The organism is Streptomyces sp. NBC_01450, assembly GCF_036227505.1.
Classification (GTDB): domain Bacteria; phylum Actinomycetota; class Actinomycetes; order Streptomycetales; family Streptomycetaceae; genus Streptomyces.
The window spans coordinates 3,482,280-3,503,694 of record NZ_CP109480.1 but is presented as its reverse complement, the minus strand read 5'-3'; the positions used below and the strand labels follow the sequence as shown (position 1 = coordinate 3,503,694).

Here is a 21,415-nt window from a genome sequence, read left to right as displayed (position 1 = left end):
ACCTGACTTCGCGTGGGGTGACTTCCGGCGGTGCGTAAGGGGCGCACTTTGGGCGCATTCGGAGCGCTGTGGGGCGCTCGGAGCTCACTTGGGGAGTGGCTGTGGCGGGCGCGCCCCTACGTAGTGGCCGCTCGGGCGCATGCGCAGCGGGCGTTCCTCGTACTCCTCCAGGGTGTGGGCGATCCATCCCGCCGTTCGGGCGACGGCGAAAACCGTCTCTCCTGCGGAGGCGGACATGCCGGAGGAGACCGTGAGCACGGCCAGCGCCAGGTCGACATTGGCGTGCAGGGGGGTGTGCCGGGCGGTGGTGGTCACGATGTCCTGGGCCGCCGCCAGGGCGGGCGCCGCGCCCGGCACCTCCTCCAGGAGGGCGAACAGGGCACGCGCGCGTGGGTCCTCGCCGGGGTAGAGCCGGTGGCCGAGCCCGGGGACACGGCGTCCGGCGCGCAGTTCGTCGGCGACCACGGGGGCCGCGGTGCCCTGGTCGAGGACGTCGAGGAGCAGCCGGTGGGCGAGGCCGCTGGCCGCGCCGTGCAGGGGGCCTTCGAGCACGCCGAGGCCCGCCGAGACGGCGGCGTACGGGTGTGCCCGTGCCGAGGCGGCGACCCGCACCGCGAGCGTCGAGGCGGCCAGGTCGTGGTCGACGAGCAGGCCGAGTGCCGTGTCCAGCACGCGCAGTGACGCCTCGTCGGGAGTTCGGCCGGTGAGGCGCCCCCACAGCCGGTGGGCCAGTGGGCCCGCGTCGCGGTGGTCATGGCGCCGGGGCGGGAGGGCGGCGACGAGGGTGGGGATGAGGGCGCGCGCGGTGCCGAGGACGGCGCTCTCCGAGAGGTCGAAGCGCAGCGGATCGGCGGCCGAGGCGGCGATCGCGGCGACCCGGAGCCGGTCGGTGGGTCCACTGTGCTCGGGCAGCGCGTCGACGGCGCGGCGGGCGGCGGTGACGGACGCCTCCGGGGCGGTGAACGTGACGCCCGGGCGCAGCTCTCCGGTCCACAGCCATTCGGCGATCTCTTCGTAGGAGTGACGCGCGGCCAGTTCGGTCGCGTCGACGCCTCGGTAGTAGTACCGGTCCTTGTCGATCAGGGTGATGCGGGTACGGACGGACAGCTCGCCGCCGGTGCTCGAACTCCCGCCGGAATCACGCTTGTTGCGCCGAGCCAGCGCCTCCACCTCCTTGGCGTCGAAGGTGCTGCCGCGGCCGCCGGGGTCGCGCCGGCTGGTGAGCTGGCCGCGACTCACATACGCGTACACGGTCTCGGGCTTCACGCCGAGGAGCTCGGCGGTCTCCCTGGTGCTGAGCCGCCGACCTTCGTGGCCTCCATGGCCTTCGCGGCCTTCGTGCGTCGACCCCGCCGGTTCTTGATCCCTCATGGACGCCACCGTATCTGTGTATCGATCTGTGTATCGCCATATTGACTCAATCAATATTGACACGCATCCAGTCAAGCATGGACAGTCAAATCAAGTTCAGGGAGGAAATCATGCCGAACAACCGGGCCGCGACCGCACCGTCCATCACCCCTGTCGACGTACCGAGAGGACTCTCGGGCGTCGTAGTCACCGACACCGCGCTCGGTGACGTCAGGGGGCGGGAGGGCTTCTACCACTACCGCCCGACTTGTAGCGTCTGATGTCCTGGAATCTCATCTATGCAGGTCAGGGCATTGACGTGGGGGCGTGGGGTCGAATTGGGGGCGAAAAAGGCCAACGATTACTTCAGTAATCGGAGTTTCTGTAGGCGGGCCAGGACGTGTAGCGGAGTGTCGGCGGAAGTGCGAAGGTCTGCCAGCAGGTTTGGTCTGCTGGTGGTACGGGCCACAGAAGGCTTTGACCTGCGCAAACGCTGTATTGCATGGAGCGGTCGAGCCCTGGCCCGCGTATGGTCCGGATCCTGGTGGGTAGCGGACCGAGGCCAGGGGGGCAGGGGCGCTGCGAGTGGAGTCGCGGTCCGTGAAGCCGGAAGGGCGAGGAGATCTTCTTGGACAGCTCCGGTTCAGTGGGCTGAGCCCGCTGGCCTTCGGCGAGCTGCTGGCCCAGTTGCGGCGCGAGGGCGCCACGCGTCCGGCCGGGGACGACCGTAGAAGCTGTCGCCGGAGGATCGAGTGCTGCTGGTGACGGCCTGCTGGTGAACGAACCTGACACTGTGGCAACTGGCCCTGCTGTTCGGGGTGTCGAAGTCTGCGGGCGACCGGGTCATCGATCGCCTCGGCCCGAAACCCGCACTCCAGCCACGCAGCGATTCGCGAAGGAAGCGGTGGGCAGGAGTCCAGCTCACTGGACATCTTCGACGATGACAGGTACGCGGCCTTGCTGCATGTGGCGCGAGGCGGCAGCCAGGAAACTCCGGTCGAACTGCCCTGGTTGGATGTCGAGCAGGCGTTCTTCATCGCGGTGAACCGAGTCCCCGGTGACGACGTCGGCCTCGCCCGCGACTACCGCACCGACGCCCACGACCCGCGGGTCGTGGGCAGTTACGTCTCGATGAATCCCCTGTTGTACGAGTGGCGAGTCGTGGCGCCCACTTTCTCTGCCTTCGCCGCTGCCCTTGATCTTTAGAGTGACCGAAGAGGCACGCTCATCGCCGCAGGGCCACGACTCCTCGGCGGCAGTGAGTACCTACGACCCTGCCCTGATCCTCGGGAGAATACCGAGGCCAGGAGGCGGCAACGCCGGACGGTTCGGTCAGAGGTGTCCCGGAGCGGGGCTGTCAGGCGTCCTTGGTGAGGGAGGCGAGGGCGGCGTCGAGGCGGTGGGTGGCTTCCTCGGCGACGGGGCGCAGGGCGTCGAGTCCGGTGAGGGCGACCATGGTGTTCGGGTCGAGGGCCTGTACGGCGGTGCGGTCGCCGTCGGTGCGGACGACGACGTTGCAGGGCAGCAGCAGGCCGATGCTGCGGTCCGTCTCCAGGGCGCGGTGGGCGAGGGGCGGGTTGCAGGCGCCGAGGATGACGTAGTCCTCCATGTCGTGGTCGAGCTTAGCCTTGAGCGTGGCGGTGACGTCGATCTCGGTGAGGATGCCGAAGCCCTGTGCGGCGAGGGCTTCGCGGACGCGGCTGACGGTGGTGGCGAAGTCGGTGTCGAGGTGGACGGTGCGGTCGTAGCGCATGGTGTTGGCCTTCCTGTTCGTGGCGTTCGGCGCGGTGTCGTCTTCCCTGGCCGGCGGGCGGGTGGCCAGGGAGCCTGCGTGGTGCTCCGGTTCAGTGCTTGTCGGCGGTGGGCGCCGCGAGCTGGCGGCGTACGTCGTCCATGTCGACGGCGCGGATCTTGGTGATGAGGTCTTCCAGTGCCGGGGCGGGGAGGGCACCGGGCCGGGCGTAGAGGACGGTCTTGTCGCGGATGGCCATGAGGGTGGGGATGGAGGAGATCTGGAAGCTCGCGGAGAGTTCGGGCTGCGCCTCGGTGTCGACCTTGCCGAAGACGATGTCCGGGTGCTTGGCGGCGGCCTGTTCGAAGACGGGGGCGAACCGGCGGCAGGGGCCGCACCAGGCGGCCCAGAAGTCGACCAGCACGATGTCCGCGCCGGTGACGGTCTCGTCGAAGTTGGCCTTGGTCAGTTCAGTGGTCGCCATGGTGATCTCCACCTCTCGTGGTCGAATTTTAATACCCCTGGGGGTATTTGCTTCAACGGGTCGAGGGGCGGGTTTGTTCCATGCAGGTGGGTGGCAGGTGGAACCAGCGCATGCGCTCGAAGTCGGCGGGCAGGCCGGTCGGTCCGTCGTCCAGATGGTCGGGGAGGGACGTCAACAGGGTTCGTGCGTCGGCGAGTTGAGCGGCCAGGACGTGTTCGCCGGCGCGGACGCGGTGGTCGGGGAGGGTGGGGCGTCCGTCGGGTTCCCAGGCCAGGTCGGTCAGGCTCAGGGGCGGGCCCGTGGGAGCCCGGCGGTGGTGCCATCCGCCGGTGTGCGGGTCGAAGCGGTAGTCGGGCAGGGTGCGGTGGCCGTGGGTGGCGATCAGGTCGACTGCGTCGATGAGGTAGTCGCGGACGGTGTCGCTGATGAAGTAGTTGAAGTTGATGCGGATCCAGCCGGGTTTGATGCCGTCGCAGCCGAGGAGGACCTCGTCGAGTACGTCGTGGGAGGTGGCGGCGTCGATGGCGAGCAGGCGGTGGCCGTAGGGGCCTGCGCAGGAGCAGCCGCCGCGGGCCTGGATGCCGAAGAGGTCGTTGAGCAGGGCGACGACGTAGTTGTGGTGCAGGTGGCGGTCGCCGTGGCGGATGCGGAAGGAGACGATCGACAGTCGGCGGGCTTCGTGGTTGCCGAGGATCTCGATGGCGGGGTTGCGGTCCCAGCTGTGCAGGGCGTGGCGCCAGTGGCGTTCCTCCGCGGCCTGGATGGTGTCGGTGCCGACGGCCTGTTTGAGGGCGAAGACCAGTCCGGCGCGGATGGACTCGACGATGGCCGGGGTGCCGCCCTCCTCGCGGGCGACCGGGTCGTCCAGATAGCGGTGACCGAGCGGGCCGACGAAGGAGACGGTGCCGCCGCCGGGTGCGGTGGGCACCGGGTTGCGGACCAGTTCGCGCCGTACGACGAGGACGCCGGGGGTCTGCGGGCCGCCGACGAACTTGTGCGGGGAGAGGAAGATGGCGTCCTTGTGGTCGTTCGCGCCGGGGGTGCTCTCGGCGACCCGGATGGGGATGTAGGGGGCGGCGGCCGCGTAGTCCCAGAAGGACAGGGCGCCGTGGGCGTGCAGGAGGCGGGCGACGCGGTCGGTGTCGGTGAGGATGCCGGTGACGTTGGAGGCGGCGGAGAAGCTGCCGATGCGCAGGGGCCGGTCGGCGTACCGGAGCAGTTGTCCCTCCAGTTGGGCGAGGTCGACATGGCCGTCGGTGTCCTCGTCGATGACGACCACGTCGGCGATCGACTCGCGCCAGGGCAGTTCGTTGGAGTGGTGCTCGTACGGGCCGACGAACACCACGGGACGTTCGGCGGGCGGTGGCGGCGCGGTGGCCGGCCGGCGCAGTTCCAGGATGCCGACCAGCTTGTTGACCGCCGCGGTGGCGCCGGAACCGCAGAAGATGGCGAGGTCGTCCTCGGTGGCGCCGACCGCGTCGCGGATGATCCGGCGGGCGTCTTCCCGCAGCCGGGTGGTCTGCAGCCCGGTACTGGAGCTCTCGGTGTGGGTGTTGGCGTAGCGCGGCAGGACGTGGTCGCGGAGGAAGTCCTCGACGAAGTCCAGCGAGCGCCCGGAGGCCGTGTAGTCGGCGTAGACGACGCGCCGGGGCCCGTAGGGGCCATCCATTACCTCGTCGTCGCCGATGATCCCCCGGCGGATGCGTTCCAGGAGGGGAAGCGTGGGCGGCGCCTGGCCGGTCACCGGACGGGCGGGCATCGTCAGGGCTCCAGCCCGATGACGATCTCCGGCGGCTGATGGAGGGTGTTGTGGACGGTGCAGTGCGAGGCGACGGCGAGGAGGGCGGCGCGGCGCTGCTCGGGCAGGCCGGGAGGCGGTAGGACCCTCACGTGGACCGTGTCGATCCTGGCCGGGCGGTCGGTGGACATCGTGAACTCGGTCCGCACCCGCAGTCCGGTGCGGTCCAGGCCGTGGCGGTGCAGGTAGCGGCCGGCGTAGAAGGCGACACAGGAAGCCAGGGACGCGGCGAACAGCTCGGTGGGCGTGGGGGCGGTGTCCTGGCCGCCGGCGTCCTCGGGCTGGTCGACCAGCAGCCGGTGGCCGCGTACCTCAATGGCGTACGCGTCTCCGTCGACGTGGGAGACCTCCAGCCGGTGCACGTCCTGTGCCGACGGCGGGGCGGGAGTGGTGGTGTCGGGTGCGGTGTGGGTCATGGCCGCGTCTCCTCGGGTCCGGTCAGTCGCTTTGGTATCCAGTGCACCGCGCCCGGTGCGTCTTCGCGAGAGGCCGAGGGGATCGGAGAGAGGGCCGTTCGGCCCTGGGATGAACCTCATGGACCCAAATACCCTAGGGGGTATTCGAGCTCATCTTCGAGGAGAGTGCCCCATGACCGTTGCCGAACAGCCGACCACCACTCCCACCCGTCCTCCTCTCATCGGCGACAGGGCGCCGGACTTCGAGGCCGAGTCCACCCACGGCCCGGTCAGCCTGACCGACTACGCCGGGCGCTGGCTGGTGCTCTTCAGCCACCCCGCCGACTTCACCCCGGTCTGCACCACCGAGTTCGTCGCCTTCACCGAACTCGCCGACGAGTTCACCGCCCGGAACGTGGCCCTGCTGGGCAACTCGGTGGACTCCGTCCACAGCCACCTGGCCTGGACCCGGTCCATTCAGGAGAAGCTCGGCGTACGCATCCCGTTCCCGATCATCGCCGACCTCGACACCCGGGTCGCGCGCGCCTACGGCATGCTCCACCCGAACACCTCCGGCACCGCCGCCGTCCGCGCCGTCTTCGTCATCGACCCGGAGCAGACCGTCCGGGCGGTGCTCTACTACCCGATGAACGCCGGGCGGATGATCCCCGAGATCCTGCGGCTCGTGGACGCCCTGCAGACCTCCGACCGCGACGGCGTCTCCTGCCCGGCCAACTGGCGCCCCGGCGACGATGTCGTCCTCGGCGCCCCGAAGACCCAGGCCGAACTCGACGCCAGGCTCGCCGACGAGACCGTCAAGCTCGCCGACTGGTATCTCGCGACCAAGCCCGGCACTCCCCGCTGAGCCCAGGGCCGAAGGTATACCCCCACGGGTACCCCTTCCGGGACCAACGGCCCATGACGATGCCTCACCCCGCCGCCGAGAGTGGGGGCATGGACAAGAGCATCGTGATTCTCGGAAGCGGCACCGCCGGCACGCTGACGGCCAACCGGCTGCGGCGGACGTACGACGAGCGCGAGTGCCGGATCACCGTGGTCGACCAGAACGACGACCACGTCTACCAGCCCGGACTGCTGTTCGTCCCCTTCAGCCTGGCCGAACCCCACGCCCTGGTCCGCCCGCGCCCGCGGCAGCTCCTTGACGGGATCGCCTACCGGAGCGCCGAGATCGACCGGGTGGACCTGACCGCCGATCAGGTGCACTTCACCGACGGCACCTCGCTGGGCTACGACGTGCTCGTGGTGGCCACCGGCGCGAGCCTGCTGCCGGAGGAGACCGAGGGCCTGACCGGGCCGGGCTGGGGCGAGAAGGTCCACACCTTCTACGACCTGCCCGGCGCGGTCGCCCTCCACCAGGCGCTGGAGCGCTTCGAGGGCGGCCGGGTGGTCATCGACGTGGTGGACCTGCCGATCAAGTGCCCGGTCGCGCCCCTGGAGTTCGCCTTCCTCGCGGACTGGTACTTCCAGCGCCGGGGTATCCGCGACCGCGTCGAGCTGACCTACGTCACCCCGCTGGACGGCGCCTTCACCAAGCCGGTCGCCGCGAAGGCGCTGGGCGGCCTGCTGAAGGAGAAGGGCATCGAGCTGGTCACCGAGTTCGCGCTCGGTGAGGTCGACGGCACCGGTGGCAGGCTGGTGTCGTACGACGAGCGTGAGGTGCCGTTCGACCTGGCCGTGGTCGTTCCGCTGCACGGTGGCGCCGAGTACGTCGAGCGCTCCCCGGGCCTGGGCGACGAGCTCGGGTTCGTCCCCGTGGACCGGCACACACTGCAACACCCGGACCACCCCCATGTGTTCGCCATCGGCGACGCGGCGGGCCTGCCGGCCTCCAAGGCGGGCTCGGTGGCCCACTTCGAGGGCGAGGTGCTGGCGCACAACATCGGCCAGTTCCTGGCCGGGAAGCCGCTGGACGCCTCCTTCGACGGGCACACCAACTGCTTCATCGAGACCGGCTTCCACAAGGCGCTGCTCATCGACTTCAACTACGACACCGAGCCGCTGCCCGGTCACTTCCCGGGCGCGCTGGGGCTGCCGCTGCTGAAGGAGTCGCGCGCCAACCACCTCGGCAAGCTCGCCTTCGAGTGGCTGTACTGGCACAGCCTGCTGCCCGGCCGGGAACTGCCCGGCATCGGCTCGGCGATGCCCGAGCACGGCAAGACCCACACCCCCGCCTGACGAGATCCACACACCCTTCTGAACGGAGACAGACCGCCATGACCACCGCCAGCTACGCCGACACGTCCGTGACCGTCGACGACGAAGGCTTCTTCACCGACCCCGGCCAGTGGACCGAGCCCATGGCCGAGCAGATCGCCCGCGAACAGAACATCGCGACGCTGACCGACCGGCACTGGACGGTCATCCACTTCATGCGCGCCGAATACGCCGCCAAGGGCACCGGCCCCACCGTACGGATCCTCGGCAAGACCTCCGGCGTGAGCGTCAAGGAGCTCTACCAGCTCTTCCCGAAGGGCCCGGCGAAGACCGCCGCCAAGATCGCCGGAATCCCCAAGCCCCGCGGCTGCATCTGACCCCACCCGCCGACCGCTACCCGAAGGAGCGTCCGACATGACCGCCAGCGCCACCATCGAGAAGGTCTCGATCATCGTCTCCAAGGGATCCCTGGAAGGGATCTACCCGGCCCTGATCATGGCCAACGGCGCCCGCGCCGAAGGCATCGAGGCCGACCTGTTCTTCACCTTCTTCGGCCTCGACGCCATCACGAAGAAGCAGTACGACCACATCAAACTCGCCACCGTCGGCAACCCCGGCCTGCACCTGCCCACCCTCCTGGGCGGACTGCCCGGCGTCCCGGACCTGATCACCCGGTACATGGAACGCAAGATGGAGAAGCTCGACATCCCGCCCATCCCCGAGTTCATCGAGATGATCGCCGACACCGGCGCCGGCATCTACGCCTGCAAGGCGTCCGTGGACCTCTTCGAACTCGACAAGGACGACCTCATCGAGCAGGTCCAGGGCATCATCACGGTCGGCGAGTTCTACGAGCACGCGGCCGGCGGCCAGATCATCTACACATGACCGGCCCCCGGCCCGGCGGCGCGGGACTGCCCGACGACCTGCGCCGCGTGCTGGCGGTGGTCGCCCACCCCGACGACGAGTCGTTCGGCCTGGGCGGCCTCCTGGCACTGCTGTCCGCTCGCGACGTGCCCACCTCGGTGCTCTGCCTCACCCACGGCGAGGCGTCAACGCTGCACGCCGGCCCCGGCGACCTGCGCACGCTGCGGGCGGACGAACTGGCCTGCGCCGCACGGGAACTGGGCGTGGAACGCGTGGAGTTGGCCGCATATCCGGACGGCGATCTCGCCTCCGTCCCGCTGAGCCGGCTCGCCGCGCGGGTCGGCCGGCTCATCACCGAACGGCGCCCCAGCCATCTGCTGGTGTTCGACACCACCGGCGTCACCGGACACCGTGATCACCGGCGGGCCACCGAGGCGGCCCTCGCCGCCGCCCGTGAAAGGGGAATCCAGGTCCTGGGCTGGACCTTGCCGAGGGCGGTCGCGGAGGCCATGAACAGGGAGTTCGGAGCCTCGTTCGCGGGACGTGAGCCGGGTGAGTGCCATGAGATCAGGTCGGTACCGCGGGCCCGGCAGCGCCGCGCCATCGCCTGTCACGCAAGCCAGTCGACCGACAACCCGGTGCTGTGGCGTCGCCTCGAACTCCTGGGGGAGAGCGAGTACTTGCGTCGCCTGCTGTGACCTTGGGGAACGGCTCGTTGTCAGGCGGAGGGAGCACGATGCGGCGTAGGCACAGGGCCGTCGACCCGCGCTGACTCGGCGGTTTCGGCGACGCGGACTTGTGCCGTGAGCCGACGGGCCAGGTCGAGTGCCTCGCCCATGGTCAGCGAGGCCCAGGTTCCCGGTTCGCCGCTCCGGACGGGGCCCACATCGAGCGCGACCCGGCTGATCGGCCGGTCCGTGGCGGCGGCCAGTCGCAGGAACTTCACGTCGATCCGCCGGCCGCAGGAGGTCACCAGCGGCGCCTCGCCGACCGGAACAAGCCGTATGTGCTCTGGCTCCGCCATCCTGCCCACGCCCTTTCCCTGGATACCCGGTGGGGTATTAGGGGCAGCGTCGCGCAGGCTCGGAATGTTCCCGGAAACGCCAGCGCCCGCCGCCCCGGGTTTCCGGTAGGCGGCGGGCACTCCATGCCGTTGACTCGGTCTCAGGCCAGCGCCAGGAACAGCTTCTCCAGTTCCGCCTCTGTCATCGGTGGGGCGGATCCGTCCTCCTGTTCGGCGAGGCACTGCCGCATACCGCTGGCCACGATCTTGAACCCGGCCCGGTCCAGGGCGCGGGAGACCGCCGCGAGCTGGGTCACCACGTCCTTGCAGTCGCGGCCCGCCTCGATCATGGCGATTACCCCGGCCAGCTGCCCCTGCGCGCGGCGCAGCCGGTTGAGCACCGCGCCCATCGCTTCCTCTTCCACCTTCACCGGGAGCCTCCTCGTGGCCGGTCGATCGCATTTCATAGTACCCGTGGGGGTATACAGGGCGGGATGGTCGCTCGTCAGAGGCGTTCGGCGCGCACCAACGAGTCGATGGCGGTGCGCGGACCTTCCGGACCGTCGACCGGTCGCGTGACCGTCTCGGCGCGCAGGATCCGGGCGTAGGGCCGCCATTCGGCGGCGACCTGCTCCGCTGTGTACAGGACGCGCGGGTCCTGCGGCCCGCCGAAGCCGTGCTCGCGGTTCGAGGCGTCATGGCCGACCAGCAGCAGGGTCCCGCCGCTGCGCACGGCGGTCGCGGCCAGCCTCAGCACTTGCGACACCTGCGGCCACGGCAACTGCAGGTAAGCGATCAGCGCCAGGTCGTACGCCGCTTCAGGGGCGTCCCACGCCGTCAGGTCGGTGCAGTGCGTCCGCAGTTGTACGCCGCGTTCGGCGGCCAGGGTCTCGGCCTTGGCCAGGGCGACGGCGGAGAAGTCCACGGCGTCCACGTCCCAGCCCCGCTCCGCGAGCCAGACCGCGTTGCGTCCCTCGCCGGCCGCCAGGTCGACCGCCCGTCCGGCGGGCAACCCGGCCAGCTCGCCTTCGACGAACCGGTTGGGGGCCGCCGTCCACACCAACTCGGTGCCGCAGTACCGCTCGTCCCAGCCTGCCGCGTCCATTGCCTGCTCCTCGTCCGCCCTTATGGGCTGTGTCGCGTTCGCCCGTGTGTGTGATCGCAACTGGTGACGTCAGTGTGATGGCGCCGTCGGGGGCGGTCTGCCGTCTGCGGTGGCGTGGGCGATCGAGTCTTCGTGTTCGGGGGCTGCTCCACCGGTCTCCTCGTCTCCGGCGAGGAGGTACGGGTACGGGCAGCTGCGGGGGTCCGGGGCGATACAGGCGTTGCAGGGCCGGGACCTGTCGATGACGCACTTCGGGGTCGGTTTCACGTTCACCCGCCTCTCGCTTCGGACTTCAGGGGGTGTTGGGTCAGCCTCCGTGAGGCGCGTTTGAACGCCAGTACTGGCACGTAGTGACGGATCCGGGCCGAGAAGAAGAAATCGAATGACTCTGCCGTCGCGGCGGCCGGCACCGCGGGCGGAGTGTCTGGGAAGGCGCGGGTCAGTCGGCCCTGTACGTCTTCGCGGCCGCGCCGCTCGGTAGCGGGCGTCGGCCCTGTGGAGGGCCGGGTGTCAGGGCAGTGCCGGTCCCGTTCGGTGGTCGCGCTCTGTCGGACCGGGAGGCTCAACCGCTTGATGCCGTACGGGGTTTCCGCCATGAGGTCATGATACCCCATGGGGTATATGGAGGGGCGGGTGTGGTCGGCGGGTGCGCACTGGCCGCTTATACCCGGGTGGGTATCTGGTGTACGCTCCAATAGATACCCCTGGGGGTATTCAGTGAGCGAGAGGGTGAGGCCGGGGAACTGCCGGGCCGAGTCCCGTCTTCCTCCTGGTTGCCGCTCCTGACGGGCGACCCCGGCGGGAGCCGTGAGCGGAGCGGGGCAGGGCAGGGCCTGCGCGGTCCGGCCGGCGGCGAGTGACCGTCGTGCGCTCCCCGGAGGACGCGAACCTCGTGCGCGATCAAGTACCTGAAGGAGAGGACCGTCATGCTGTTCTTCCGCCGTCGGACGGGGCGAATAACCCCGGGCGAGGCCCGCAGCCGCGTTCAGGCCGGGGCCGCAGTGCTGGTGGACGTGCGTGAGCGCGTGGAATGGAACGCGGGGCATGCACCGGAAGCGCTCCATCTGCCCCTGTCGCGGTTGATGACCGGCGCGCAGCTTCCGGGCTCCGTGGCCAAACGGCCTGTGGTGACGGTATGCCGGTCGGGGCATCGGTCCCGGCAGGCGGCCCGACTGCTGGCGGCCCGGGGCGTGGACGTGGTGGACGTCAGGGGCGGCATGACCGCCTGGGAGCGGGCGGGACTGCCGGTCACCGGCCGCCGGGCCCGGGGGCGTTCCGCGTGACCGCGCTCATACTGGCACTGATCGCCGGTGCGCTCGTCGGCCTGTCCCTCGGCGCGCTGGGCGGGGGAGGCAGCGTCCTCGCCGTCCCCGCCCTGATCTACCTGCTGGGCATGGCACCGACGCAGGCGACCACGGCATCCCTGCTGATCGTGGCCGCGACCTCGTTCACCGGCCTGCTGGCCCACGCCCGTGCCGGAAACGTCCGTTGGGTCCCTGGCGCCGCGTTCGCCGCTGCGGGCGTGCCACTGGCGATCACCGTCGGAGCGCTGTCCCACCGGCTGCCGCAGACCCTGCTCACCGTGGCCTTCTCCCTGCTCGCTGGGGCAGCTGCCTGGCGGATGCTGCGAGGAAGCGCCCCCGAGGCGGGAGCCGGCCACATGGTGCGGCCCGGCCGGGCGGCCCTTGCGGGAGCGGGGCTGGGCGGGGTGACCGGGCTGCTCGGCGTCGGGGGTGGCTTCCTTGCCGTCCCGGCCCTGGTCACCGTGCTCGGCTTCGCCATGCCGCAGGCGGTCGGCACCAGCCTGCTGGTCATCGCCGTGAACTCGCTGGCCGCGCTGGCGGCCCGGCTGCCCTCGGCCGGACTATTGGACTGGGCGCTCGTCGGCCCCTTCCTCGGAGCGGCGATCCTCGGAGCCTGGGACGGCAAGCGCATCGCCGCCAAGGTCCCCGCCCGGCGCCTGCAACGCATCTTCGCCGTACTGCTGTTGACCGTCGCGGTCTTCATGCTCGCCGACGCCCTCTGGTGAGCTACTGAACGTTCTCTGTATCCGTGGCCGACCACACTGCGCAGGCGGATTGAAGGTGGCCGCCACGCACTCGAACGCGGCTGATACCTGGAATGCATCGAACGCCCCACCCGGTACGGCGTGTGGTATCCGTGGCTACCGGACATCGGCTCGTACGCCCTCGTCGGCCGGACGGGATGTTGTAGGCGAGCCGACCCGCGATGTGGGAACGGCCCGTGGGAGGTTGTAGCCGGCAGTGGCCGGTCCGGGCAGAAGCCGCCGTACCTGGACGATGTTCCAGTTCCTCAGCGCCGTTCTCCAAAGAGCCGGCACTACTGTCCGGCGCCGCTTCGACCTCGCCCTTCTCGACACACTCGGGCAAAGCTGCGGAGGGTCCGAGGAGGGCCGACCTGCCGCTGCGGCTGTGGCGGCTCACGCAGATGCCGCTCCGCTAAATTGGGGCTGAGATCGGACGACCTTCTTCCGCGTCCGCGAAGGTCTCCGGCGACGAACAGCCCTGGCGTCCACTGCCGGGTACGTACTTCAGTTGCGCGGCGTGGCCCCAACGACGGGAGTCAGATATGAAGCCGAATCGCTCCATTCCGGCGTCGACGGTTATCCCCGTCCTGATCTATCCCGATGTGCGCGAGGCGGTTGCCTGGCTCGGTGCGGCCTTCGGGTTCGTCGAGCGGGTGCGGATCGGCGAGGACCACCGCGCACAGCTCGGTTTCGGCGATGGTGCCGTGATCGTCGGAGACGTACGACATGATCGCCGCCCGCCACGTCCCGGCGAGGTCACCCACTCGGTGACGGTCCGTGTGGAGGACGTTGGCGCCCACTACGAGCGGTCCCGAGAGCATGGCGCACGCATCATCATGGAACCGACCGATTTCGAGTACGGCGAACGGCAGTACACGGCCGAGGACCTTGCGGGCCACCAGTGGACGTTCTCGGAGACGCTCGCAGATGTTGCCCCGGAGGAATGGGGCGGAACGTCCGTCGCGACCGATTGACGCATCCTCCATGTCGCTGTGTGGCGGTGTGGGAGGCGAGCTATTCATGCGCATGGCCACCGCCCGGTGACGCTTGACGCGATCGATCCCGCGCTCCACCGCGTGGCGCTCCTTGCAGTCGTCCTTGTCGGACTTCGGTGGGCGGCCGGGGAGTATGGCGATCGCCGGCGCGGCCTTCATCCCGCCGAAGGCCATCAGCAGGACAGTGCCCGGGATGAACTCCGCGAGGCGCCCTTCGCCGTACCTCCGGCCATGCCGAACAGCAGCCCAGTGCGCCACCGGACGCGTCGGCGCGGGCGTGCGAGACGAGGCGGGCGGCGCGGGTGACGGCGAAGTGGGAGATGGCGATGGCCTGCGTGGCCTCCATGCCGGTCAGCCAGATCAGGATGTGCGTGGTGAGTGATGGATCCGCTGCCCAGGATGCCGAGGCTGACGCCGATCAGAGGGATGCGGCGACGGCGACGGTGATTATGAGTGGGCTCCCAGGGCGCCGATGACGGACTGCAGGTCGGTGCGCGGGCCGCGGTTGTAGGGGAGCTTGGACAGCAGCATGCCCATGGCGCAGGTGTTGGTGAGCGCGGCGACGGTCAGCCCCGCGCCGACCGCGGTGCCGATGAGGTAGAGGCCGGGCACGAGGAGGGCCGTGAGTCCGGACAGCAGGACGATGCCTCCCGCGACCAGCCGTACCTGGCGTTCCAGGTCCCAGCGGGCCGGGCCGCGGTTGAGCGGACCACCGGCCGCCTCCCAGGCGAGGACGCCGCCTTCGAGGACGCGCAGGTTGGGCAGCCCGGCCTCGGCCAGGGCTTGCTCGGCCTGGGCGGCGCGTCCGCCGGAGCGGCAGATCAGGACGACGTCCTCGTCCAGGTGGCGCAGGAGTTCGGCGCGGTGTTCCCGCAGGGTGTCGAGGGGGACGTTGTAGGAGCCGGGTATGTGGGCGGTGCGGAACTCGCCAGGGGTACGTACGTCAAGGAGCCGGGGGTCGGCGCCGCTCTCGGTGATCTCGTGCAGGGCGGCTGGGTCGAGCCGCGGGGCGGAGCTGGGGCTGGTGGCGTCGGCGGTCACGGGGTCTCCTTCACGGGGCGGACGAAACCGCCGGAACAGGGAAGTTGAGGAATGAGGGGTGCACGGCGCCGGGCGGCCGTGCCGTTGAAAGCGGTCACCGCCGCCCGGCGCGCGGGGGATTTCAGACGTCGGCCGTTGCGGGCTCTGTCAGCCAGGCGCCGTAACCGCCCAGGAGGTCGGAGACGTCGTCGAGGCCGTTGTGGCGGAGCAGGCTGGCGGCGATGGAGGAGCGGTGGCCGCCGGCGCAGTGCACGACCAGGGGCTGGTCGGCGGGGATCTCGTCGAGACGGCGGGGGAGTTCGGCGAGCGGAATGTGCGTGGACCCCTCTATGAAGCCCTCCTCGCGTTCGGCGGTGTTGCGGACGTCGAGGACGAGCGGGGGTTGCTCGCCGTCGAGCGCCTGGCGGAGCTGATGGGCGGTCAGGCGGCTTGCCTGGCGCATCTCGTCGGCCATGGCGGGGAAGGCGCCTTCGGGTTCGCGCAGGTAGCCGCCGACGCGGTCGAAGCCGATCCGGGCGAGCCGGGTGACGATCTCCTCCTCGCGGTCCTGCGGTGCGATGACGACGACGTCCTGGTCGGGGGCGACGACCGTTCCGGCCTGCTCGGCGAACCGCCCGTCGGCGGGCACGTTCACGGAACCGAGTAGGTGCCCGGTGGCGAACTCCTGCGGGTCGCGGGCGTCCAGGACCAACGCGCCGGCGGCCCGTCGGTCGAGGAACTCGGTTGCGGACAAAGGCTGTTGGGTGACTGCCGCGTCGAACAGGCCGTGGTCCTTGCGGTTGAGGATGGCGTCGTAGACGAAGTAGCCGGGCGCGGAGGGCTGTCCGGCGGTGACGAGGGCGACGAACTCCTGCTCGCTCATGGGAGCGCAGGCGTAGTTGGTGGCGCGCTGCTGTCCGATGGTCGACTGGCGCTCGGTGGAGAGGTTCTTGCCGCAGGAGGATCCGGCGCCGTGGGCGGGGAAGACGCGGACCGGGTCGGGCAGGGCCATGAGCTTGTGCTGGATGCTGTCGTAGAGCATGTGGCCGAGTTCGTCGGCGGTGACACCGAGGGAGGCCAGCAGGTCGGGGCGGCCGACGTCGCCGATGAACAGCGCGTCGCCGGTCAGGACGCCGTACGGGACCGCGTCGGCCGCGTGCTCGTAGACCAGGACGCTGATGGACTCCGGGGTGTGGCCGGGGGTTTCCAGGATCTCCAGGGTGACGTCGCCGAGGCTGATGCGCTCGCCGTCGGTGAGCTTGCGGATCGGGTACTCCGTCTCGGCGCGGTGGCCGTAGCCGATCCAGGCGCCGGTGCGGGCGGCGAGTTCGAGGTGGCCGGCGAGGAAGTCGGCGTGGAAGTGGGTGTTGATGACGGCCTCGATGGTGAAGCCGTGCGCCTCGGCATCGGCGAGGTACTCCGAGACGTCGCGGCGCGGGTCGACGACGACGGCCTTGCCGGTGGACTCGTCGGCGATCAGATAGGACGCCTGGGAGAGGCAGTCGAGGTAGTGCTGGGCGAAGAACACGGATGACCTCCGTAGTGGGATCGACGAGATCTAATACCCTGGGGGGTATCCAAGTGATCAGGGTTGGACCCTGTGCGGGTGGTGAGGTGACCGGCCCGGGTCGGGGGAGGCCCGGGCCGGCCGGTCAGAGGCGGCCGGTGAGCATGCCGTGCCAGTACAGCGGCGGCAGGCCGTACCGCTTGAACAGCCACATGTCGCGGCGTTCCTTGAAGGTGTCGATCAGCGGGAAGCTCGGGGTGGGCCGCAGGTCGTAGTCGAACTCGGCGAGCAGCATTTTGTCGCGGGCGGTCACCAGCGGGCAGGAGGTGTAGCCGTCGTAGCGGCGGGTGGGCTCGGCGCCCTGCATGACGGCGAGCAGGTTGGCGGCGACCACCGGGGACTGCTTGCGGACGGCCGCGCCGGTCTTGGACGTGGGCAGGTTCGCCACGTCGCCGAGCGCGAAGACCTCCGGGTGGCGGGGGTGTTGGAGGGTGTGTTTGTCGGCCGCGATGAATCCCTGCGGGCTCGCGGGGTCGGCGAGCGGGCCGGTCCTGACCCAGTCCGGGGCGCTCTGCGGCGGGACCGCGTGCAGGAGGTCGTAGGCGAGAGTTTCCTTGGTCCCGGTGGCGTGATCGGTGACGGTCAGTTCGCGGGCGTCGCCGTCGACGGCGGTCATCTCCGAACGCAGCCGCACCTCGATGCCGTACCGGGCGGCGACCTTCTCCAGTACCTCGGACCAGGCCGGCACCTTGAACAGGGCGGGGTCGGGGATCACGAGGACGATCCGGATGCGGTCCAGGACCTTCTGCCTGCGCCAGTGGTCGGCGGCCAGGTAGGCGATCTTCTGCGGTGCGCCGCCGCACTTGAGCGGGGTGGCCGGGTGGGTGAAGACGGCCGTGCCCGAGCGCATGCCGCGGATCAGGTCCCAGGTGCGCGGGGCGTACTCGGGTGCGTAGTTGCTGGTGACACGGTCATGGCCGATGGCCTCGGCGAGGCCCGGCACGCCGTTCCAGTCGAGCTGGAGGCCGGGCGCCATGACGAGGAAGTCGTAGCCGAGCCTGCGCCCGTCGCCGAGGGTGACGGTCCGCAGGTCCGGGTCGATTGCCCGGGCGGCCTGCCGGATCCAGTGCACTCCGTCGGGGACGACCGACGCCTCGGGGCGGCGGGTGGCGCGCAGCGGGGCCTGGCCGCCGCCGACCAGGGTCCACAGCGGCTGGTACCAGTGTGTGTCGGACGGTTCGATCAGGGCGATGCCGGTGACACCGGCGCGGCGCAGCCGGGCCGCGACGCTGATCCCGGCGCTGCCGCCGCCGACGATGACGACGTGACGGTGGGTGGGGGATGAGGGTATGGAGGCCAAGGAAGGACTCCCATCGGATGTGGGTGCGGATGCGGTGCCCGATGAACCGGGCCGGGGCCAGAGGCGGCCAAAGGGGGCGGACTCGATCAGGCCGCGGTTGCGTGGGGTCCGGTCACCAGCGGGCGCCCGGTTCGGGCCCAGCCGCTGGTGCCGCCCGCCACGGAGTACGCGTCGATGCCGGCCCCACTCATGCGGTCGGCGGCGGTCAGGCTGCGGTTGCCGCTGGCGCAGATCACGTACACCGGCCGGCCGGCGGGCAGTTCGCCGATCCGGCCCGCCAGCGCGCTGAGCGGCATCAGCCGCGCGCCCGGCACGTGGCCGACCAGGTACTCGCCCTGCTCCCGGACGTCCAGGACGACCCCGCCGGCCGCCAGAGCCGCGGCGAACGCTTCCAGATCCACTTCACGAGCCATCTTCGCAACCTCCTCGGAATACCCTAGGGGGTATCTATGGCAGCGAGGGTAGGGTGCTCCCGGAAGTGCTGTCAAATACCCCCTAGGGTATTTTGCCCGTCAGGTAAGGGCACCGGTCGGCAGGGATCACCGGACGAGCCACGAGTCGAAGGCGGCCTGGTGCATCCGCGAGGCCGCGAGCAGGTTGGCGTATACCTGCTCGACGTCCGGGGCGTCGAGCCCGGACCGCGCCTTCGTGAGGGCGGCGATGTCCTCGGTCTCGAAGGTGAGGCCGGCCTTCAGTGCGCCGTCCACGCTTGCCGTGCCCTGCTTCAGCAGCCGGTCGTACGTGGCCTGGACGGTGGTGTCGGTGAAGTCGCCCGCCGCCTTGCCCGTGGTGGGGTCGCTCACGTCGTAGCGGTCGAGGAGCGTGCGGACCGCATCGAGGTGATGGGTCTCGGCTGCGGCGATCCGGTCGAAGACGTGGGCGTCGTACCGGGCGGCGAACACGGTGTAGAGGTCGTGGGCGAGCTTCTCCTCCTGGGCCATGCGGGCGAGCGTGGTCTTCTGGGCCGCGCTCAGGGTGCCGCTGGGTGCGGTGGTGGCGGCCGAACCGGAGCGCGAGCAGGGGCCGTTGCCGTCCCCGACTCCCGTCCCGTCGCCGGGGCGGTGGGTGTGCTGCTGACCGTTCATCATCATCGAGCTCTGCGTGGTGGACCGCGCGGACGGCGTCTGCCCTCCGGTCGCGCCGGCGGTGGCCGGTCCGGCGATGAGGATGCCGCCGGTCACGACGGCCGCTGCCGCGGCGATCGCGGTGGCGAGCTTGGTGTTGCGCTTCATGAGGCACCTACTCCGGATCTGCTTTCCCTTGGCGTGCTCTTCGTTGATGCGCTTTCACCGTCCCGCCGGGCGTCGCAGACGGCATGGCAGTGGTGTGGAGGCGGTATGGAGCCCACCGGACGTGCCCGCAGGGGCTGTTCGGCACTGGCGGGGGCGGCCCGCGCCCCGTACACCTGGGTGCATGGCCACCACCGTGCTCGTCGTCGAGGACGAGAAGGAGATCCGCGAACTGCTGCGCCGCTACATGGAGCGGGCGGGGTATGCGGTGGTGACGACCGGCTCCGGTGCCGAGGCGATCCGGCTACTCGGTGACGGGTCGGTGGACCTGGCGGTCCTGGACCTGGGTCTGCCGGACGTCGACGGGGACGACGTGCTGCGCGAGGCGCATGCCCGCGGCGGGATCCCGGTCGTGGTGCTCACGGCCCGCAGCGCGGTCGAGGACCGCATCCACGGGCTGCGGCTGGGCGCCGACGACTACGTGACCAAACCGTTCAGCCCCACCGAAGTGGTGCTGCGCGTCCAGGCGGTGCTGCACCGGGCCGGAGCGGCATCCGGCACTCCGGGGGAATCGGCGGTCTCGTACGGCGGGGGCCGGCTGCGCATCGACGAAGCACGGCACGAGGCGACGCTCGACGGCACGGCGCTGGAGCTGACACCGACCGAGTGGGGCCTGCTCACCGCCCTCGCCTCGGTCCCCGGGCGGGTGTACTCGCGCTACGAACTCGTCAACCGGGTCCAGGGCTACGAGTTCACCGGCTACGAACGCACCATCGACTCGCACGTGAAGAACCTGCGGCACAAGCTGGGGCCCGACGGCTCGGGCGTCGTCGAGACGGTGCTCGGCGTGGGATACCGGCTGGGACTGAGCCGTGACGCGTGAGGCCGGGCGGCGCCTGGGACTCGGGCCCCTGGGCGGGCGGCTGTTCGCGGCGTTCGCCGTCGTGGCCCTCTCGTCGGTGGCCCTGCTGACGGCCGCAGCCCTGGTCGGCACCGACCGGGGGATCAGCACAGCGCAGCAGGCCGACCGGCAGCGCGTCGCCGACCGCACGGCCGCCGCTGCGGCGGCGGCCTACCGCAGGGCCGGCGGCTGGAGCGCGGCCGACCTCGGCCCCACCCGTACGATCGCGGCCGGCGCCGACGCGGTACTCACCGTGCAAGACACCGACAGCCGGGTCATCCTGTCCACGGCCGACTCCACGGACGACACGGAGCACGGCACGGGCATGCAGAGTCAGGGACACGGCACGGGTATGTCCGGTGCCGGGTCAGGTCGCACCGCGAGCGCCGACATCGTGTCCGGCGGCACCACCGTGGGCTCCGTCCACCTGCGTTTTCCCTACCCATCCGGATCGGCCGGCCGGAACATCGCCTGGGGCTGGATCGCCGGCGCGGCGCTGGCCGCCCTGGCCCTGGCCCTGGCCGTGAGCTGGTTCGTGACCCGCCGCCTCACCGACCCGGTCGTACGGGTCGCCCGCACCGCCCGCGCACTCGCAGCCGGCGACCACACCGCCCGCGCCCGGGTGGACGCGCCCGGCGAACTGGGCGACCTCTCCCGCGCCTTCGACTCCATGGCCGACGACGTCACCCACGCCGAGCAGGCCCGCCGCCGCCTCTCGGCCGATGTCGCCCACGAACTGCGCACCCCACTGGCCGCGCTCCAGGCCGGCCTGGAGGAACTGCGCGACGGATACGACATCCCCTCACCGGCCCGCCTGGCCGCACTCCACGACCAGACCCTGCGCCTTGGCCGCGTCGTCGGCGACCTGGCCGAACTGTCCGAGGCCGAATCGGCCCGGCTGTCCCTGAACATGGCCCCGGTCGAACTCGCCCACCTCGTACGCCATGCCGTGACCGACCGGGAGGCCGAACTGCGCGCCGCCGGACTCACCGTCCGCACCCGCATCGTGACCGACCCGCTGCCCATCCACGCCGACGCCGACCGCATCCACCAGGCCCTGGGAAACCTGCTGAGCAACGCGGCCCGCTACTGCCACCCCGACGACACTGTCACCGTCACCGCATCCGCCGAAGGCGACACGGTACTCGTGGAGGTCACTGACGACGGCCCCGGCATTCCCGCCGACGAACTCCCGCACGTCTTCGACCGGCTCTGGCGCGGCAGCGCCGCCCGGAACCGCAGCGGCGGCAGTGGCATCGGCCTCGCCGTGGTGAAAGAACTGATCACCGCGCACGGCGGCACCGTCACGGCCCTCTCGGAACCCGCCGCAGGGACACGGATCGTCATCCGGCTGCCGCGCGACGGCGCCGCCCGGCCATCCGGTGACCGGCTGACACACCATTGACCCTGGCATCAGGGTTCACCTGCTGTCGGCCAAGGCTTCCAC

Annotated in this window: 25 protein-coding genes and 2 pseudogenes; 13 read left to right on the top strand and 14 right to left on the bottom strand. The window is 70.6% G+C overall.

What is annotated here, in order from left to right:
- Positions 1–84: 84 nt before the first annotated feature.
- On the bottom strand, positions 85–1,371 hold the full coding sequence (locus OG568_RS15665; RefSeq protein ID WP_329532026.1) for a citrate synthase: 1,287 nt from the start codon (positions 1,369–1,371) through the stop codon (positions 85–87).
- Between the two features lie 110 nt (positions 1,372–1,481).
- Here OG568_RS15665 and OG568_RS15660 point away from each other — a divergent pair.
- The 3 genes and pseudogenes from OG568_RS15660 to OG568_RS15650 all read left to right on the top strand — a co-directional run.
- A pseudogene (locus tag OG568_RS15660) lies at positions 1,482–1,628 on the top strand (citrate synthase/methylcitrate synthase); the annotation flags it as partial.
- Positions 1,629–1,964: 336 nt separating this feature from the next.
- A pseudogene (locus tag OG568_RS15655) lies at positions 1,965–2,257 on the top strand (transposase family protein); the annotation flags it as partial.
- 50 nt (positions 2,258–2,307) lie between these two features.
- Positions 2,308–2,556, top strand: coding sequence for a hypothetical protein (locus tag OG568_RS15650; protein ID WP_329536663.1), 249 nt, complete (start codon positions 2,308–2,310; stop codon positions 2,554–2,556).
- A gap of 151 nt (positions 2,557–2,707) precedes the next feature.
- Here the strand turns inward: OG568_RS15650 and OG568_RS15645 are convergent, their stop codons facing one another.
- The 4 genes from OG568_RS15645 to OG568_RS15630 all read right to left on the bottom strand — a co-directional run bounded on the left by OG568_RS15645 (position 2,708) and on the right by OG568_RS15630 (position 5,780).
- The gene (locus OG568_RS15645) at positions 2,708–3,103 is read right to left on the bottom strand and encodes a DUF302 domain-containing protein (protein WP_329532025.1); all 396 of its coding nucleotides are present in this window, start codon (positions 3,101–3,103) and stop codon (positions 2,708–2,710) included.
- Between the two features lie 91 nt (positions 3,104–3,194).
- Positions 3,195–3,566, bottom strand: a complete 372-nt coding sequence (trxA, locus tag OG568_RS15640; protein WP_329532024.1) for a thioredoxin — start codon at positions 3,564–3,566, stop codon at positions 3,195–3,197.
- Positions 3,567–3,618: 52 nt separating this feature from the next.
- Positions 3,619–5,325, bottom strand: coding sequence for an aminotransferase class V-fold PLP-dependent enzyme (locus OG568_RS15635; protein WP_329532023.1), 1,707 nt, complete (start codon positions 5,323–5,325; stop codon positions 3,619–3,621).
- 2 nt (positions 5,326–5,327) lie between these two features.
- On the bottom strand, positions 5,328–5,780 hold the full coding sequence (locus OG568_RS15630; RefSeq protein WP_329532022.1) for an OsmC family protein: 453 nt from the start codon (positions 5,778–5,780) through the stop codon (positions 5,328–5,330).
- A gap of 172 nt (positions 5,781–5,952) precedes the next feature.
- Between OG568_RS15630 and OG568_RS15625 the strand changes: the two genes are divergently transcribed.
- Genes OG568_RS15625 through OG568_RS15605 form a run of 5 tightly spaced genes read left to right on the top strand, consistent with a single transcriptional unit; the run spans position 5,953 to position 9,499 of the window.
- Positions 5,953–6,624: a peroxiredoxin gene (locus tag OG568_RS15625; RefSeq protein WP_329532021.1), complete on the top strand. Its 672-nt coding sequence runs from the start codon at positions 5,953–5,955 to the stop codon at positions 6,622–6,624.
- A 53-nt stretch (positions 6,625–6,677) separates the two neighbouring features.
- Positions 6,678–7,955: a type III sulfide quinone reductase, selenoprotein subtype gene (gene sqr, locus OG568_RS15620; RefSeq protein WP_329532020.1), complete on the top strand. Its 1,278-nt coding sequence runs from the start codon at positions 6,678–6,680 to the stop codon at positions 7,953–7,955.
- Between the two features lie 38 nt (positions 7,956–7,993).
- A complete protein-coding gene (locus tag OG568_RS15615; protein WP_329532019.1) occupies positions 7,994–8,311 on the top strand; it encodes a TusE/DsrC/DsvC family sulfur relay protein in 318 nt (105 codons plus the stop codon).
- 37 nt (positions 8,312–8,348) lie between these two features.
- Entirely contained in the window at positions 8,349–8,822 is a 474-nt protein-coding gene (locus OG568_RS15610; protein WP_329264401.1) for a DsrE/DsrF/DrsH-like family protein, read from the top strand.
- Entirely contained in the window at positions 8,819–9,499 is a 681-nt protein-coding gene (locus OG568_RS15605; protein ID WP_329532018.1) for a PIG-L family deacetylase, read from the top strand. The genes OG568_RS15610 and OG568_RS15605 overlap by 4 nt, the downstream gene beginning before the upstream one ends.
- A gap of 20 nt (positions 9,500–9,519) precedes the next feature.
- Here OG568_RS15605 and OG568_RS15600 read toward each other — a convergent pair whose 3' ends face one another.
- The 4 genes from OG568_RS15600 to OG568_RS61455 form a co-directional block, all read right to left on the bottom strand.
- On the bottom strand, positions 9,520–9,825 hold the full coding sequence (locus OG568_RS15600; RefSeq protein WP_329532017.1) for a hypothetical protein: 306 nt from the start codon (positions 9,823–9,825) through the stop codon (positions 9,520–9,522).
- A 140-nt stretch (positions 9,826–9,965) separates the two neighbouring features.
- Positions 9,966–10,214 carry a metal-sensitive transcriptional regulator gene (locus tag OG568_RS15595; protein ID WP_266507361.1) on the bottom strand — a complete coding sequence of 83 codons (249 nt, stop codon included), beginning with the start codon at positions 10,212–10,214 and terminating at the stop codon, positions 9,966–9,968.
- 95 nt (positions 10,215–10,309) lie between these two features.
- Positions 10,310–10,909 (bottom strand): class I SAM-dependent methyltransferase, encoded by a 600-nt coding sequence (locus OG568_RS15590; protein ID WP_329532016.1) that lies wholly within the window; start codon positions 10,907–10,909, stop codon positions 10,310–10,312.
- Positions 10,910–11,178: 269 nt separating this feature from the next.
- The gene (locus tag OG568_RS61455; RefSeq protein WP_443077660.1) at positions 11,179–11,505 is read right to left on the bottom strand and encodes a three-helix bundle dimerization domain-containing protein; all 327 of its coding nucleotides are present in this window, start codon (positions 11,503–11,505) and stop codon (positions 11,179–11,181) included.
- 330 nt (positions 11,506–11,835) lie between these two features.
- On the opposite strand from OG568_RS61455, the gene OG568_RS15585 reads away from it, so the two are divergent.
- The 3 genes from OG568_RS15585 to OG568_RS15575 all read left to right on the top strand — a co-directional run bounded on the left by OG568_RS15585 (position 11,836) and on the right by OG568_RS15575 (position 13,930).
- Positions 11,836–12,192 (top strand): rhodanese-like domain-containing protein, encoded by a 357-nt coding sequence (locus OG568_RS15585; RefSeq protein WP_329532015.1) that lies wholly within the window; start codon positions 11,836–11,838, stop codon positions 12,190–12,192.
- Positions 12,189–12,938, top strand: coding sequence for a sulfite exporter TauE/SafE family protein (locus tag OG568_RS15580; RefSeq protein ID WP_329532014.1), 750 nt, complete (start codon positions 12,189–12,191; stop codon positions 12,936–12,938). Before OG568_RS15585 ends, OG568_RS15580 begins: the two co-directional genes overlap by 4 nt.
- Before the next feature lie 560 nt (positions 12,939–13,498).
- Positions 13,499–13,930 (top strand): VOC family protein, encoded by a 432-nt coding sequence (locus tag OG568_RS15575; protein ID WP_329532013.1) that lies wholly within the window; start codon positions 13,499–13,501, stop codon positions 13,928–13,930.
- A 468-nt stretch (positions 13,931–14,398) separates the two neighbouring features.
- Here OG568_RS15575 and OG568_RS15570 read toward each other — a convergent pair whose 3' ends face one another.
- From OG568_RS15570 to OG568_RS15550, 5 genes are all read right to left on the bottom strand, one after another.
- Positions 14,399–14,992 (bottom strand): rhodanese-like domain-containing protein, encoded by a 594-nt coding sequence (locus OG568_RS15570; RefSeq protein WP_329532012.1) that lies wholly within the window; start codon positions 14,990–14,992, stop codon positions 14,399–14,401.
- 121 nt (positions 14,993–15,113) lie between these two features.
- Positions 15,114–16,499 (bottom strand): MBL fold metallo-hydrolase, encoded by a 1,386-nt coding sequence (locus OG568_RS15565; protein WP_329532011.1) that lies wholly within the window; start codon positions 16,497–16,499, stop codon positions 15,114–15,116.
- A gap of 124 nt (positions 16,500–16,623) precedes the next feature.
- On the bottom strand, positions 16,624–17,838 hold the full coding sequence (locus OG568_RS15560) for an NAD(P)/FAD-dependent oxidoreductase (protein WP_329532010.1): 1,215 nt from the start codon (positions 17,836–17,838) through the stop codon (positions 16,624–16,626).
- An 86-nt stretch (positions 17,839–17,924) separates the two neighbouring features.
- A complete protein-coding gene (locus tag OG568_RS15555; protein WP_329532009.1) occupies positions 17,925–18,251 on the bottom strand; it encodes a rhodanese-like domain-containing protein in 327 nt (108 codons plus the stop codon).
- Between the two features lie 126 nt (positions 18,252–18,377).
- The gene (locus tag OG568_RS15550; protein ID WP_329532008.1) at positions 18,378–19,070 is read right to left on the bottom strand and encodes a DUF2202 domain-containing protein; all 693 of its coding nucleotides are present in this window, start codon (positions 19,068–19,070) and stop codon (positions 18,378–18,380) included.
- A 181-nt stretch (positions 19,071–19,251) separates the two neighbouring features.
- Here OG568_RS15550 and OG568_RS15545 point away from each other — a divergent pair, with 181 nt between their 5' ends.
- On the top strand, positions 19,252–19,950 hold the full coding sequence (locus OG568_RS15545) for a response regulator transcription factor (RefSeq protein ID WP_329532007.1): 699 nt from the start codon (positions 19,252–19,254) through the stop codon (positions 19,948–19,950).
- Positions 19,940–21,373: a sensor histidine kinase gene (locus OG568_RS15540; protein ID WP_329532006.1), complete on the top strand. Its 1,434-nt coding sequence runs from the start codon at positions 19,940–19,942 to the stop codon at positions 21,371–21,373. The genes OG568_RS15545 and OG568_RS15540 overlap by 11 nt, the downstream gene beginning before the upstream one ends.
- Positions 21,374–21,415 lie beyond the last annotated feature (42 nt).

Excerpts from the sequence above, each read along its gene's own strand:
- OG568_RS15545 (WP_329532007.1), top strand. The coding sequence starts at position 19,252 with ATGGCCACCACCGTGCTCGTCGTCGAGGACGAGAAGGAGATCCGCGAA.
- OG568_RS15605 (WP_329532018.1), top strand. The coding sequence starts at position 8,819 with ATGACCGGCCCCCGGCCCGGCGGCGCGGGACTGCCCGACGACCTGCGC.
- sqr (WP_329532020.1), top strand. The coding sequence starts at position 6,678 with ATGACGATGCCTCACCCCGCCGCCGAGAGTGGGGGCATGGACAAGAGC.
- OG568_RS15585 (WP_329532015.1), top strand. The coding sequence starts at position 11,836 with ATGCTGTTCTTCCGCCGTCGGACGGGGCGAATAACCCCGGGCGAGGCC.
- OG568_RS15590 (WP_329532016.1), bottom strand. The coding sequence starts at position 10,909 with ATGGACGCGGCAGGCTGGGACGAGCGGTACTGCGGCACCGAGTTGGTG.
- OG568_RS15550 (WP_329532008.1), bottom strand. The coding sequence starts at position 19,070 with ATGAAGCGCAACACCAAGCTCGCCACCGCGATCGCCGCGGCAGCGGCC.
- OG568_RS15575 (WP_329532013.1), top strand. The coding sequence starts at position 13,499 with ATGAAGCCGAATCGCTCCATTCCGGCGTCGACGGTTATCCCCGTCCTG.
- OG568_RS15615 (WP_329532019.1), top strand. The coding sequence starts at position 7,994 with ATGACCACCGCCAGCTACGCCGACACGTCCGTGACCGTCGACGACGAA.
- OG568_RS15635 (WP_329532023.1), bottom strand. The coding sequence starts at position 5,325 with ATGCCCGCCCGTCCGGTGACCGGCCAGGCGCCGCCCACGCTTCCCCTC.
- OG568_RS15645 (WP_329532025.1), bottom strand. The coding sequence starts at position 3,103 with ATGCGCTACGACCGCACCGTCCACCTCGACACCGACTTCGCCACCACC.
- trxA (WP_329532024.1), bottom strand. The coding sequence starts at position 3,566 with ATGGCGACCACTGAACTGACCAAGGCCAACTTCGACGAGACCGTCACC.
- OG568_RS15555 (WP_329532009.1), bottom strand. The coding sequence starts at position 18,251 with ATGGCTCGTGAAGTGGATCTGGAAGCGTTCGCCGCGGCTCTGGCGGCC.
- OG568_RS15625 (WP_329532021.1), top strand. The coding sequence starts at position 5,953 with ATGACCGTTGCCGAACAGCCGACCACCACTCCCACCCGTCCTCCTCTC.
- OG568_RS15610 (WP_329264401.1), top strand. The coding sequence starts at position 8,349 with ATGACCGCCAGCGCCACCATCGAGAAGGTCTCGATCATCGTCTCCAAG.
- OG568_RS15630 (WP_329532022.1), bottom strand. The coding sequence starts at position 5,780 with ATGACCCACACCGCACCCGACACCACCACTCCCGCCCCGCCGTCGGCA.
- OG568_RS15665 (WP_329532026.1), bottom strand. The coding sequence starts at position 1,371 with ATGAGGGATCAAGAACCGGCGGGGTCGACGCACGAAGGCCGCGAAGGC.
- OG568_RS15595 (WP_266507361.1), bottom strand. The coding sequence starts at position 10,214 with ATGGGCGCGGTGCTCAACCGGCTGCGCCGCGCGCAGGGGCAGCTGGCC.
- OG568_RS15600 (WP_329532017.1), bottom strand. The coding sequence starts at position 9,825 with ATGGCGGAGCCAGAGCACATACGGCTTGTTCCGGTCGGCGAGGCGCCG.
- OG568_RS61455 (WP_443077660.1), bottom strand. The coding sequence starts at position 11,505 with ATGGCGGAAACCCCGTACGGCATCAAGCGGTTGAGCCTCCCGGTCCGA.